This window comes from Microbacterium sp. 4NA327F11 (genome assembly GCF_005503465.1).
GTDB classification, from domain to species: domain Bacteria; phylum Actinomycetota; class Actinomycetes; order Actinomycetales; family Microbacteriaceae; genus Microbacterium; species Microbacterium ginsengisoli.
This window is the reverse complement of record NZ_SCOB01000009.1, coordinates 72,130-84,117: the sequence shown is the minus strand read 5'-3', so window position 1 is coordinate 84,117 and position 11,988 is coordinate 72,130. Positions and strand designations below refer to the sequence as shown.

Below are 11,988 nucleotides of genomic sequence, written 5' to 3'. Positions count from 1 at the left end.
TCGCGCTCGGCCCCGGCCGCGACCCGGACGAACGGATGCGGAATGTCCCGAGTGCTGCTCGTCGACGACGACCAGGACATCCTCACCCTCACCTCGATTCGCCTCACCAGGGCGGGGTACGAGGTCACGACCTGCGCCGACGGCGAGGCGGGTCTCGCGGCGATCCGTCGCGACCGACCGCACGTCGCACTGCTCGACTGGATGATGCCGGGACTGGATGGGTTGCAGGTCGCCGAGGCGGTGCGCGCCGATCCCGAGATCGCCGGCACGCGCCTCGCACTGATGACCGCCCGACCGGACGCCGAACGCACCGGCTTCGCCGACGAGCACGGCCTCGATCGCGTGATTATCAAGCCGGTCTCGCGACAGGACCTTCTGGCCGCGGTCGCGGCACTGTGCGCCGAGTGCTGACGGCGCCCCCGCTCAGGCGGATGCCTCCTCGGTGGGGCGAGCCAGCGCGATCTGCATGTCGAGGGTAAGCGGCGATCGGGTGACGAGCTCGTGCACGAAGGCGAACTTCCGCTTGACGGCCGCGGGGTGCTCGAACGGGTAGAGGTCGCCGAGTCCCATCGACCGATTGATGCGATTGAACGCCTGCGACATCCAGGTCCAGTCGTTGAGCAGAGGCTGCACCGGCTGGTCGAGGTAGGACTCGCGAGGGATCACGTCGATGTCGCGGAGGTTGGTGACCGAGGCGTCGAGATGGATGCCGATGGCCGCCGCCGTCTGCAGGGTGCCCGTGATGTGCAGGTAGTGGGCGAAGGTCTCGGCGAAGTCCTCCCACGGGTGCATGGTCGCGTACTCGGAAAGATACGACTCGTTCCAGTCGTCGGGCGCGCCGAACCGGTAGTGGCGGGCGATGGCATCCTGATAGCTCTCGCGCTCGTCACCGAACAGCTCACGGCAGCGATCCCACGTGGCGTCGTCGGTGATGAGCACGTTCTGGTAGTAGTGGCCGACCTCGTGACGCAGGTGCCCGAGCATCGTGCGGTAGGGCTCGCCCAGGCGCACCCGTAGCGCCTCGCGGCGGTCGTCGAGGCTCTCCGCGAGGTCGAGGGAGATGATGCCGTTCGCGTGGCCGATGACGACGCGATTGCCGTCGGACAGGCTCGACAGCAGATCGAAGCCGAGCCCGCCGGGCTGCACGTCCCAGCCGACGATCGGCAGCCCCAGCTGACCGAGCTGCAGCACAAGACGGCGCTTCGCCTCCTCGGTCTTGGCGAGCTTCTCGAGGGCCACGGTGTCGTCGGCATCGGGCTGCGTACGGGTGAGGCGGCAGGAGAAGCAGCGACCGGTCGGCGCGTCCTCGCGCACGAGCCAGTTGCACTGCCAGCCACGGTTCGAGCAGGTGTACCAGGTCTCCCCGTCGATGACGACGCGACCGTCGCGCAGCCCGTAGAACTGCTGGGTGAGCAGCTGATACCCGAGCTCCGCCTCGCACTCCGGGCAGGTCAGGGCGTCGAGGTAGACGAAGTGCCGGCAGTGGGGGCACCGGGGCTGTGAGCTCACGTGCTCACGCTAGTGGTCGGTGGGGATCAGGGCGACTCCCCCGAAACGGCGAAACACCCCTGGTGGGGGCGTCTCGGCTGGCGTGGTGGACCTGCTGCACGCTTACTCCAAACATTGCGACGGCCACAATCCTGCCGAGCTCGTACTGAAAGCTGCGCAGTCCCGAAGACCGAGGCAAGCAACGCCGCGAGCCCGATCTGCCCGTCAGCTCCGCACTTCGGAGATAGATGAGCTGGTCGCGCGTTACCTCGAAGTCGGCAACGTCAATGAGGTGGCCCGCCGATTCAGCGTCACGCGGCAGACTGTCGGCTCCCATCTCGCGTCTCGTGGGATCGAGACCGTCCGCAGGATAAGCGAGGCGGACATCTCGACCGCCGCGGCGCTGTACCGCGACGGGCAATCTGCCGCGACCATCGGACGCCGGTTCGGGTTCGACCCGCAGACCGTGCTCAACGGCCTGCGAAGCGCTGATGTGACGATACGGCGGCGGCCAGGACACAGCCGAACCAGCCGCAATGGTTGATTACCGAAGCCCTCGCGGTGCGCGGCAAAACGCCCGCTGAGCGGTGATGACCCGCAACGCGCAGCAACTCAAGTCCAGAGGAAAGCCGGAAGCGTTGAGCGTATGAGAAAGGCAGAATGGGGAGTTCTCAGCCCGGCACGGGAGTCCCGGATGCCATCGACGACGCCACCCTCGTCAACAACTCCGCATGCGCCACGGACTCCCCCACACGACTGACCGCCCCGGAGCGACAGAGCGCCGCTGCGTCGGAGATCGTGTCGTTCCTCGTCGCGCCGGGCGCGTCTCCCAACCATATGGACTGATTCGGCGATCCGGAATGCGAGTCACGGTTTCAGCTCCTCGCGAGTGACCCACGACCGACTTCGTCCGCCCACGGGAGGTCTGCGCCGCGGCGCGAGACGGTAATGGCAGCGCACGACTGCGCGAACGTGCCCACTCGTGCAAGTTCAGACAGATCGAGCAGATGAGCACGGTCGACCAAGCCCTGGTCCGCGTCTCGAATCGTGTCGTCGATCGCGTAGATCATTCCGGCCATGAAAGAGTCACCGGCACCGATGGTGTCGACGACGTTGGACACGTGCGTCGCGAGCGATACACGGTGTTCACCGGCTGCGAGAATGGCGCCATCCGCCCCTCGAGTCACTGCGACGACGACCGCACCGAGTTCGAGCAGCCGGTCCACCACCTGATCGAGTGTCCAGGTCGGGTAGAGCCAAGCGGCATCCTCGTCGCTCAGCTTGACGACGTCCGCCGCGCCGAAGAATTCCTCGGTGAGCGCGAGCTGCTGGGTGTGGGGCCGCATGAGATCGGGCCGTACGTTCGGGTCGAACGTGGTGATGGCGTGCGCTCGCGCCGTCCGGAGGGCTGTGAGAGCATTGGCGGCTCCGGGGGCAAGGACAGCACCGAGCGAGCCCGTGTGGACGAATCGAGCCGAGCGCGAGACCTGCACGGGAGGAAGGTCCCACGTGATGTCGAACTCGTACCGCGCGGAGCCGTCTTCTTGAATGGTCGCAATCGCGGACGATGTGTAAGGTGGCGGGTTGACGTTGTGGAGATCAACGCCGGAGCCCACGAGGTGACGAAGGATGGCGGACCCGTTCGCGTCGCTCGCAATGCTCGTGTGTAGTGCAACGGTGTGGCCCAGGCGCCCTAGTCCGACGGCGACGTTCATGGAGGAACCGCCAGGGTTTGTGGACGGCGATCCCCCCGGCTGCTGGACGATGTCGGCGAGGGCCTCTCCGATGACGACGATACTCACGGGAGGATGAGAACCTTGCCTGAGCTGTCGTATGTGGCCGCCGCGAAAGCATCCGCGACGTGCTCGAGGTCGAACACTTGAGAGACGATCTCGTCGGCGGGCAGGCCGCCACGGGCGGCGATGTGGATGGCGGTGAGCACGTCTGCATCCGTGTACGCAGCGCTTCCCTGCACACGGATCTCCCAGTCCTGGACGAGCGGCATCGGCAACGAGGCGTCGCGCGCGGGCACGCCGACGACGACGAGCGTTCCCGCGCGACGAAGAAGCGCCACCGACTGCGCGAACGAGCGCTCGTTCGCGACGCAGTCGAGCACGACGTCCGCGGTCGGGTTTGCGAGGGCACGGAGGACTTGCTCGTTCACGTCGGCCGCGGACGCGAGCACGGCCCCGTGTGCGCCGACACGGAGTGCGCGTTGCAGCTTGCCCTCGTCCATGTCCGTGACGACCACCGATTTCGCCCCTGCTGCCAGTGCGGCGATGATGCAGAGAACCCCGATCGTGCCCGCCCCGAGCACGACCACATGGGCGCCTGTGAGGTCGCCGGCGATACGTACTGCGTGGACGGGGGTGGCCAGGCACTCCACGAGGACGGCGGTGCGGTCGTCCATTCGCTCCGGGACGGCGAACAGATTCTTCGCCGGGGCGACGAACTCGGTGGCCATCGCCCCGGACCAGCTTTGGGACGGATCGCAACCGATCCACGTGAGGTTCGCGCACGCGTTGGTCCGATCCGCGCGGCAATTGTCGCACCGTCCGCACGCCACGTTGGGCTTGAGGATGACGCGCTGCCCGATCTCGACACCCCGAGCCTCCGGCCCCAGCGCGGCGACGGTGCCGACAGCTTCGTGACCGGGAGCATACGTCGCGTTCAAGAAGGGGTGATGCCCGGCGAGAGCGTGCGTGTCAGACCCGCAGATCCCGACGAGACTACTGCGAACCAGGACGAGGTCGTTGGTCGGCGCGGGGACCGGCGCGTCCTCCACACGGACTCCGTTCAGGGGCTCGACGATGGCGCGGCGCATCATCGTCTGCGTCTCGGATGAGAGCGAGGTGGGTTTCTGGCTGACGATCATGAGCGGCATCCTTTCGAATCGCGGGCGGGGACGGTCATCGCTGGGCAGCGGGCACGGTCACGCGAGCGGCAGCGGAGCGTTCGCGCTGCACCCGCCGATCGGTGACTCCCGGCTGGGGCGGGTGGACGAGGAGTGTCAGCCCTGCGCCGATGACGTACAGGCATGCATAGGTCCAGCAGATCCCGCCGACACCGACCACGGGAAGCAGCACGGTGGCGATCGCGGGAGCGATGAAGGTGCACACCCCGGCGGCCAGATTCTGCGCCGAGATGGCGGCACCGGTGTGCTCGGGCGCGAGCGCCGGGAAGGCCGCGCCCATCGGCACGAACGCCGATACGCCGATCGCGAGGAGAGCCGCCGCCGCGGACATCGCGAGCATGTTCCCTCCGGTCCACTGCGGCAGGTAGAAGAACCCGAGAGTTGCGACCGCACATCCGAAGCAGCCGTACCAGCGCATCTGCCGCATCCATCCGAACCGATCGCCGAGTCGCCCCCAGACCACGTTCGTGATGATCGTGATACCGAACATCAGACCCCACAGCTGCATCCACTGAGACAGCGACAGGACCGCGACGCCGTCGTATTGGGATGTTGTGAGGTACAGCGGCATGATCACGGGAAAGCCGAACAGCGACAGGTTGCAGATCACGCGGACGACGGCGAGGATCGCGATCTGACGGTTCTCGACCAGGATCGTCGCCCCGCGGGCGAGCTCACGCCACCGTGAACCCGACGAGATCGTCAGCGGTCGTGTCTCTTCTGCCGGCGAGTCATGACGCGCCATGAGTGCACTGACGACACAGAGAGCGACGCCGGCAGCGACCCATGGCAGTGCCAGCCAGAGTGTCGCGGTTTCACCGACTGAAGGGATCAGCCAGCTCGGCAGGAGCGTGCCGAAAACTCCGATCCCGAACGAGTAGGCGGCCCAGTACCAACCCATCGCCGTTGCGAGTCGCGCTCGATCCACCTTCTGCGCGATCAGCACGATGAAGGAGTAGATGAACAACGGGTACGCGGCCGCGCGCACCCCGTAGACGGCGAGAATGAGCGGCATGCTTCCGGAAGGAAGCGCCACTGCGAGGAAGACGACCTGCAAGACCAGCCAGGCCACGCCCGCAAGGATCATGACGCGGCGCGCCCCGAACATCTCGGCGATGACTCCGGAGCTCCAGGCGGCCAACGCTGCGACGAGCCCGTAGACGGTGAAGGCGAGCGACGCATCGACGGCCGAGTGCCCGTGATCGACCAAGTACACCGAGAGAAAGGTCAGTTCGAAACCATCACCGGTCATGAACAGCGCGATCGCGAAGTATCCCACCAACAGGGATCGAGAGAATCGTGAAGACAAATTTCCACCTCTTCGTGTGAGCCAGCACCGGACCCGCCTTGGGCGCCGGATTGATCCGTTGATGAGATTCTCAAGGCTCAGCCGATCGTCTTCTTTACCGGCTCGCGCCACGAAATGGTAAAAAATTGTCTTATGGGAGATGGTGAAGCGGACAGTGTGACGACGACCCGGTGGGACGTCGCATCGCCTTCTGCTGTGCCGCACGGTCGGCCTGCGCGAGAGCATGTCATCACGGATGTCGAGAGCATTGTCCGCTGGCACACGCACGACTTCCCGCACGCTCTCGCACGATGGCACACCCATCCCGAGGTCGAGATCCACCTCATCACCGCGAGTTCGGGAAGCGCGTTCGTCGGCGACTACGTCGGACGATTCTCTCCAGGACACGTCGTCGCCGTCGGATCCGACCTACCCCACAACTGGACATCTGAGCTCTCTCCCGGCGAGGTCGTCCGCGGGCGCGACGTCGTCCTCCAAATCGATCCGCAGCGGTTTCGTCGAATGAGCGACATCGCCCCTGAAGCTCGAGACGCCGCCACGTACTTCGCGTCGATCCGTCGAGGCATCGAATACACCGGCGATACCGCGCACGCGGCGGCCGGAATGCTCCGCAGCATCGGCGAGAGCCGCGGGCTGGCGCGTCTGGGGCACCTCTTCCAGCTGCTCGGATTGTTGTCTGCCGCCCCCGCAACCGAGCGCGTCATCCTCTCCCGGGAAGCGGCGATCGGCGGGTCCGAGCGAGCGAGCCAGGATCGGGTCGACACCGTGCTTCAGTACATCTCCAGCAACCTCTCAACGGGGCCGAGCCTGACTCATGCGGCACGGCTGGTAGGAATGACGCCGTCGAGTCTCTCCCGCTTTTTCCGCGCGACAACCGGACGCGGCTTCGCGGAGACCGCGCGACGCATCCGCATTCTGCGCGCGGGGGCATTGCTCGTCGCAAGCGATGCCACCGTGCTGACCATCAGCCGGGAGGTCGGTTACGAGAACCTATCCAACTTCAACCGGCAATTCCTCCGCGAGATGGGACAGACACCCACCGCGTATCGCGCGGCGCTCCGAGGAAGCGGCAGTTCCCTCCATCGCGGCTGAACCTGGCCTGCGTAAAGAGCCGGCCAGATGGGATCGTCCCGACTTACGGTCCGCTCAACGAAAGGACAGCGGACGAGATCCACGTTGAAATGCGAATGCCCGATCAAACACACTTTCGTATGTCCGATCGGGCATCCGGTCGGTGGACCTGAGGGGATTCGAACCCCTGACCTCTTCATTGCGAACGAAGCGCGCTACCAACTGCGCCACAGGCCCGTGAACTTCCGATACATTACCACGCGGCCCGGCCGCGCCTCGCATCGGGGCGGCGCACGCTCAGGCCCCGGAGACTCGGCTCACCCTCACCTTCACCCGCGCACCAGGAGGCGCGGCGTCTCGCACCGCGGAGGCCACCGCCGCCGCGACGGCAGATGCGGAATACCCCGCGCCGACCCCTATGTTGACGGTGATCTGCGCCACCCCGGCCGTCTCCAGCACATGTACGAGAGACTCCCCCTCGCGTCCAACGAGGCGCTGCCAGGCACGTCGGGTGGTCGGGATCGCAGGGTAGACCTCGGAGACGCCCCGCACGTTCTGGACTACGGCGAGAAGTTGTCGGGAGAAATGGGACATCGTCAATTCAGCCCACTTTCTCCTTCTTCATGGACATCGACGACGAGGACGTCGACAGCCTCGACGGGAATCACGAACTCCGCAGTGATCGCGGCGAAGACAGCCGCCCGAACGGCATCGGCGACCTCCTTTATCACCGCGCCGAACAGCACGCTGATGCGCACGGTTACGCGAATTCCCTTGTCCGGATCTCCCGTCCTCACCTCGACGCGACCGGTGAGACAGCCGGCAATGCCGTCAGCCGCACGTCGCACGCACTCGCGAATCGCGCCCTCGGTCGTCAGTAGCTGCGTCATCTCGTCACCCCCGGGCAGTTCGAGGTCCTCGCCCGCCCTCATGTCTCGTGCTACATCCCGCAGGAGCGAATCCAGCCACCCCGCGCTGAGCGGCTGGGACTCGTCGCGCTCAATCAGCTGCCGGGCGAAGAGGCTCATTCTGCGCATCGACTCGATGACAGCCTGGCATTCCGGGTTGCGATCGATGGCCGCGATGGGTGGTTGGCAGTCACGGTCGACATAAGCTGACAGGTCTTCGAGCGAATAGCCCGACCCTCCGATGTCCTCGTCCATGTTCGTCACCTCCATCCCTCCAACTCCTGCGCCAGCTGTCGTCTCGCTCGCGCGAGCCGACCCCGCACGGTGGAGGTCGACTCTTCCATGACCTCGGCGATCTCTTCGTAGCTGTGTCCGACGAGCTCCCGGAGCACCCAGGTTCGACGCAGATCATCCGGAAGTCGCTCGACCGCCCGAGAGAGCGCATCGAGCCGGATGGAGGTTTCTGCACGGTCAGCAGGGTCCGCCGCAGGGTCGGCCTGCTCCTGTTCATCGATGTCGACGAGATCACGACGCCCGCGAAGGCGATCCGTCGCCTTACGGGACACGATCGTCGCCAGCCAAGCCCGCACGCGCGCCGGCTCCTGGAGACTGTCCATTCTCTGCCACGCAACGATGAGTGCATCCTGCACACAGTCATCAGCCTCGGCACGTGATCCGATCAATCGCGTGGCGAAGGCGATTAGAAATGGGGCGTGGCGGCGCACGAGCACGGCGAAGGCGCGCTCATCGCCGTCCGCAGCCCGCTCGGCCAGGAGCCCATCGGCTGCCGAGTCGAGTGAGGTCACGGAGTCATCGGTAGCACGAGCGCACACGCCCGGGCAAGGGACCAACTCTCGGGCTTTGATCCGGTACGAAGGCGTCGAGAGTTCGACTCGACGACGCCTTCAGCAGGTTCACAGGGTGAACTTCGTGACGAATCCTCCTCGACGCGCGTCTCACTCATGTCACCGCCGCATCACGCGGCAACCGAACTCGCAAAGGAGATCATCATGGCTCAGACAACCAATGACACCACCCCCCTCATCGGCGGCGCACCGACCGGCAAGACCGTCGTTGTCGACCCCGTCGTCGCGAAGATCGTGGGCGTGGCAACGCGCGCGGTGCCCGGCGTCCACGCGCTCGGCGGCGGCGCGGCCCGCGTGATCGGCTCGATCCGCGAAGCAGTCGGCGCGAAGGATCTCACCCAGGGTGTGAGTGTGGAGGTGGGCGAGACCGAGGTCGCCGCGGACATCTCGATCGTCGTCGACTACCCCGAGGAACTTCAGCGCGTCGCCGGAGCGGTGCGGGCTGCCGCGGCCGAGGCGATTCAGGACCTCGTCGGCATGAAGGTCGCCGAGGTCAACGTGACCATCGTCGACGTGCACATCCCGGGTGACGATGACACGGCAGAGCAGGAGGCTCGGGTCCAGTGAGCGCCGTCATCTTCGGAAGCGCGGCGGGTATCGTGCTCGCTGTCGTCGCGCTCGTCTTCGGCTTCTGGGGCTTCCTGCTCGTCGGGATGCTCGGGATTGCGGGCGGAGTGTGTGGCGCGGTCGCGGCCGGGCGGCTCGACCTTCGAGCCGCTCTCAACGCCGCGACAGGGCGTCGCGTCGGATGACCGCAGTCCAAGGGGTGCCCGGCAGCGTGACGATTACGCGACGGGCCTACGAGAAGGTCTTCGCCGCCGTAACCGCCGATGCGCTCAAGGTGGCGCCGCGCCTCGCATCGGCGCATGTTTCTGACGCTGGAGGGATGCTGCGAGTCGCGGTTATCGCGACGGCGAGCGTATCGGCCTCGCAACCGCTACCCCGCCGCCTCGCCGCCCTCGATCGCGCGATACACGATCGGGGCGGACTGCTCACCGGCGCTCGCATTGAGTACGGCGGAGCCCGCATCGCGGACGTCGTCGTCGATACGGATCTTTCGAGAGTGAGGTGAACATATGGGAACCCGCAGTTCGTTTACGGAGCGCGCCGCGCGCCGTGAGCTTCGTCACTCGCGCAGTGTGGTCTCTACTGTCGTTGCGCTGTGCGGCGCAGTCGTGAGCTCGTGGATCGCAACGGAGCTGTTCCTCTCATGGGCGGGGCGTCCTGCCTTCGTCGTGAACCCGGAGCTGATCATTCAGCACCTCAGCGATCCGGGGCCCCGAACGGTGCTGGTCAGCGCCGTCGCGGGACTACTCGGACTCACAGCCATCGCACTCTCGATATCGGCGGCTCGCCGAGCGCGTCGACGTGTGGGAGCTGCGTGCAACACGATCACCATCGCGGACGACGCCGTGATCGCCGGTGCGCTATCCCGCGTCGCGGCGCTCGCGGCGCACGTGTCGCAGGCGCAGGTGAGAACGACGCTCTCGCGACGCACGGCACACGTCCGGGTGACGCCCTCGTCGGGATTTCCGGTGAGTACATCTGAGGTCGCCGCAGCGGTCAGCGCTGAACTAGCCCAGATCGGAACCCTTCGACGCGTCGGCGTTCGTGTCGAGCCCGCCCGTCAAGGAACACTCGCATGAGCACGTCCAGCCGACTTCTCAACCGGGCCGTCCTCTTCTTCGCCGGCGCGGCTCTGCTCGCCATCCCCGCAGCACTCTGGGCAGCTCATATCGGTCGGATCGATCCGTCCCTCGGGACTTCCTGGACGAAGGGTAACGCGGCCGCGGTGGGGTCCGCAGTCGCAGCTGTGATCGCTGTACTCGCCGTGCTATTCGCCCTGACCCGGGCAGGCCGTCACACGCGGGACGCCGCGCGGCGCGGATCCGACGTCGTGTCGACGAGGGCCGTCGAGAGTGTCGTACGCTCCGAGTTCGGCGAGGAGCCGGATGTGCTGTCCGCGGCGGTGCAGGCGCGCCGGCTCGGGGCCCGGACGGTCTGCCGGGTCGAGGTGCAGGTACGTCGACGCGCCCAACTCGCGGGTCTCACCGCAGACCTCTCTCGCGTGGAGGAGCGGGTTCACCTTCTGCTCGGCGATGACATCCAGCTGTACTTCCATCTCTCGGTCGGCGTGCGTGGCTCTCTCGCGCGCGCTCGGACCGTGCACTGACCTCGCCGCACCGGCGAGTACCCCCCCCCCGAAGAAAGGATGAGAACATGGGTCTCGGAGACGACATCAAGCACACCGCCGAAGACCTCGCCGGAAAGGCGAAGGAGGCCATCGGCAAGGCGACCGACAATGACAAGCTGGTCGCCGAGGGCAAGGCCGATCAGGTCGCAGCGTCAGCCAAGAAGGCCGGCAGCGACGTCAAGGACGCCGCAACGCAGGCGAAGGACGCCCTGACCGGCGACAAGTAAGCGGAGCACGGCGGCGCCGGGGCGACGACGAGAGTCTTGCCCCGGCGCCGCCTCGCGTGTCGTGTCAGCCGGCGCGGCGGGCGTCGAGCAGAGAGCGCACATGCGCCTCGATCTCGGCGTCGTCGACGTAGCCCATGCCGGCGTACTGCGACGGCGCGGGGGCCTCCACACGAGCGACGCGCGCCACGTCGATCGAGGGCGGAGCGGCCTGTGCCGCGCGCTGACGCTTCGCCTCGTCCACCGCGGCGCGGCGCAGGGCCGCGCGCGCCTCCTCGGCGGCGACGACGGCCGCAGCCTGCGATCCGGCCGAGGCGGTGAGGGGTTTGGGCAGGGTGCGGGGCTCCCAGGTCGCGGATGCCGCGGCATCCGCCACCGGCACCGGCACCCGCTCGCGCACCACGGGCGTCGACACGACGGGTGCGGCCTCGACGCGGCGCGACCGGGTCGCGAGCATCGCGATGCGCTGCAGCACGAGCAGCGACACGGCGAAGACACCTGCCGCCGCCCAGAGGTAGATCTGCGTGCCCGCGGTCAGCAGCTGCCAGACGCCGACGCCGGCGAGCGCGAGCGCGGCGAGCACGAACGTGGAGGCGACCACGCGCGCACGACGGCGTCGCGCGGCCGGCCGCATGCGGGCGGCGAGTCGGTCGGCGCGGGCGCGCTCGGCGGCGTCCTCGCGCTCGGCCTTCACGAGGGCGCGCGTCTCGTCCAGCTCGCGCCGGGCGCGCACCGCCTCGAGCTCCTGCTGCTCGGCGATCGTCTTGCGGGCGAGGCGCTGCTGCGCGTGGCTCGCGCGAGCGCCGAGCTCGATGCGCACCTCGTCAGGGGTGTCGCTCGTCTCCGCCAGGATGCGCAGCGCCTGACCCAAGCGCACGGCGTTGCGCTCGGCGGCGTTGTATCGGTGCGTGGAGTGCCAGGAGGGCACGAAGTACAGCAGCCACAGGGCAGCCGCGACGAGCACGATCACTCCGCCACCCAGCCACTGCCCGTCCATGGCACCACGGTAAGGGA

General features: G+C 67.2%; 16 protein-coding genes and 1 tRNA gene. 9 read left to right on the top strand and 8 right to left on the bottom strand.

The genetic code is table 11. The annotated features are described in order from the left end of the window. Positions 1 to 42: 42 nt before the first annotated feature. Entirely contained in the window at positions 43 to 411 is a 369-nt protein-coding gene (locus FFS51_RS07835; protein ID WP_171006142.1) for a response regulator, read from the top strand. A gap of 12 nt (positions 412 to 423) precedes the next feature. Here FFS51_RS07835 and FFS51_RS07830 read toward each other — a convergent pair whose 3' ends face one another. Next, on the bottom strand, positions 424 to 1,509 hold the full coding sequence (locus FFS51_RS07830) for a zinc-binding metallopeptidase family protein (RefSeq protein WP_137878000.1): 1,086 nt from the start codon (positions 1,507 to 1,509) through the stop codon (positions 424 to 426). Between the two features lie 85 nt (positions 1,510 to 1,594). Here FFS51_RS07830 and FFS51_RS07825 point away from each other — a divergent pair, with 85 nt between their 5' ends. Together FFS51_RS07825 and FFS51_RS07820 are read left to right on the top strand one after the other, a co-directional pair. Beyond that, positions 1,595 to 2,032: a hypothetical protein gene (locus tag FFS51_RS07825; protein ID WP_137877999.1), complete on the top strand. Its 438-nt coding sequence runs from the start codon at positions 1,595 to 1,597 to the stop codon at positions 2,030 to 2,032. Between the two features lie 116 nt (positions 2,033 to 2,148). After that, entirely contained in the window at positions 2,149 to 2,334 is a 186-nt protein-coding gene (locus FFS51_RS07820) for a hypothetical protein (RefSeq protein WP_137877998.1), read from the top strand. A 29-nt stretch (positions 2,335 to 2,363) separates the two neighbouring features. Here the strand turns inward: FFS51_RS07820 and FFS51_RS07815 are convergent, their stop codons facing one another. From FFS51_RS07815 to FFS51_RS07805, 3 genes are read right to left on the bottom strand one after another with little or no spacing between them, the layout of a single operon-like run. After that, positions 2,364 to 3,290 (bottom strand): carbohydrate kinase family protein, encoded by a 927-nt coding sequence (locus FFS51_RS07815; protein ID WP_171006141.1) that lies wholly within the window; start codon positions 3,288 to 3,290, stop codon positions 2,364 to 2,366. Beyond that, a complete protein-coding gene (locus tag FFS51_RS07810; RefSeq protein WP_171006140.1) occupies positions 3,287 to 4,363 on the bottom strand; it encodes a zinc-dependent alcohol dehydrogenase in 1,077 nt (358 codons plus the stop codon). Before FFS51_RS07810 ends, FFS51_RS07815 begins: the two co-directional genes overlap by 4 nt. A gap of 34 nt (positions 4,364 to 4,397) precedes the next feature. Continuing rightward, positions 4,398 to 5,711, bottom strand: a complete 1,314-nt coding sequence (locus FFS51_RS07805) for an MFS transporter (RefSeq protein WP_249352685.1) — start codon at positions 5,709 to 5,711, stop codon at positions 4,398 to 4,400. Between the two features lie 156 nt (positions 5,712 to 5,867). On the opposite strand from FFS51_RS07805, the gene FFS51_RS14900 reads away from it, so the two are divergent. Beyond that, a complete protein-coding gene (locus FFS51_RS14900) occupies positions 5,868 to 6,803 on the top strand; it encodes an AraC family transcriptional regulator (protein ID WP_249352684.1) in 936 nt (311 codons plus the stop codon). Between the two features lie 143 nt (positions 6,804 to 6,946). On the opposite strand, the gene FFS51_RS07795 is transcribed toward FFS51_RS14900, so the two are convergent. The 3 genes from FFS51_RS07795 to FFS51_RS07785 form a co-directional block, all read right to left on the bottom strand. Further along, positions 6,947 to 7,019: transfer RNA gene (locus tag FFS51_RS07795), tRNA-Ala, on the bottom strand. A gap of 359 nt (positions 7,020 to 7,378) precedes the next feature. Further along, entirely contained in the window at positions 7,379 to 7,945 is a 567-nt protein-coding gene (locus FFS51_RS07790) for an Asp23/Gls24 family envelope stress response protein (protein ID WP_137877995.1), read from the bottom strand. Positions 7,946 to 7,950: 5 nt separating this feature from the next. Continuing rightward, positions 7,951 to 8,496, bottom strand: a complete 546-nt coding sequence (locus FFS51_RS07785; RefSeq protein WP_137877994.1) for an RNA polymerase sigma factor — start codon at positions 8,494 to 8,496, stop codon at positions 7,951 to 7,953. A 204-nt stretch (positions 8,497 to 8,700) separates the two neighbouring features. Between FFS51_RS07785 and FFS51_RS07780 the strand changes: the two genes are divergently transcribed. From FFS51_RS07780 to FFS51_RS07760, 5 genes are all read left to right on the top strand, one after another. Continuing rightward, positions 8,701 to 9,123 carry an Asp23/Gls24 family envelope stress response protein gene (locus FFS51_RS07780; RefSeq protein WP_045248608.1) on the top strand — a complete coding sequence of 141 codons (423 nt, stop codon included), beginning with the start codon at positions 8,701 to 8,703 and terminating at the stop codon, positions 9,121 to 9,123. Next, a complete protein-coding gene (locus FFS51_RS07775; protein WP_045248607.1) occupies positions 9,120 to 9,308 on the top strand; it encodes a membrane protein in 189 nt (62 codons plus the stop codon). The genes FFS51_RS07780 and FFS51_RS07775 overlap by 4 nt, the downstream gene beginning before the upstream one ends. Then, positions 9,305 to 9,628: a hypothetical protein gene (locus FFS51_RS07770; protein ID WP_137877993.1), complete on the top strand. Its 324-nt coding sequence runs from the start codon at positions 9,305 to 9,307 to the stop codon at positions 9,626 to 9,628. The genes FFS51_RS07775 and FFS51_RS07770 overlap by 4 nt, the downstream gene beginning before the upstream one ends. 570 nt (positions 9,629 to 10,198) lie before the next feature. Next, a complete protein-coding gene (locus tag FFS51_RS07765; protein ID WP_045248605.1) occupies positions 10,199 to 10,729 on the top strand; it encodes an Asp23/Gls24 family envelope stress response protein in 531 nt (176 codons plus the stop codon). Positions 10,730 to 10,776: 47 nt separating this feature from the next. Beyond that, on the top strand, positions 10,777 to 10,977 hold the full coding sequence (locus FFS51_RS07760; RefSeq protein ID WP_045248604.1) for a CsbD family protein: 201 nt from the start codon (positions 10,777 to 10,779) through the stop codon (positions 10,975 to 10,977). Positions 10,978 to 11,041: 64 nt separating this feature from the next. On the opposite strand, the gene FFS51_RS07755 is transcribed toward FFS51_RS07760, so the two are convergent. Continuing rightward, a complete protein-coding gene (locus tag FFS51_RS07755) occupies positions 11,042 to 11,971 on the bottom strand; it encodes a large exoprotein (RefSeq protein WP_137877992.1) in 930 nt (309 codons plus the stop codon). Positions 11,972 to 11,988 lie beyond the last annotated feature (17 nt).

Coding starts and splice junctions, on each gene's coding strand:
- FFS51_RS07760 (WP_045248604.1), top strand. CDS start 10,777: ATGGGTCTCGGAGACGACATCAAGCACACCGCCGAAGACCTCGCCGGA.
- FFS51_RS07780 (WP_045248608.1), top strand. CDS start 8,701: ATGGCTCAGACAACCAATGACACCACCCCCCTCATCGGCGGCGCACCG.
- FFS51_RS07790 (WP_137877995.1), bottom strand. CDS start 7,945: ATGGACGAGGACATCGGAGGGTCGGGCTATTCGCTCGAAGACCTGTCA.
- FFS51_RS07765 (WP_045248605.1), top strand. CDS start 10,199: ATGAGCACGTCCAGCCGACTTCTCAACCGGGCCGTCCTCTTCTTCGCC.
- FFS51_RS07820 (WP_137877998.1), top strand. CDS start 2,149: ATGGGGAGTTCTCAGCCCGGCACGGGAGTCCCGGATGCCATCGACGAC.
- FFS51_RS07770 (WP_137877993.1), top strand. CDS start 9,305: ATGACCGCAGTCCAAGGGGTGCCCGGCAGCGTGACGATTACGCGACGG.
- FFS51_RS07810 (WP_171006140.1), bottom strand. CDS start 4,363: ATGATCGTCAGCCAGAAACCCACCTCGCTCTCATCCGAGACGCAGACG.
- FFS51_RS07835 (WP_171006142.1), top strand. CDS start 43: ATGTCCCGAGTGCTGCTCGTCGACGACGACCAGGACATCCTCACCCTC.
- FFS51_RS07755 (WP_137877992.1), bottom strand. CDS start 11,971: ATGGACGGGCAGTGGCTGGGTGGCGGAGTGATCGTGCTCGTCGCGGCT.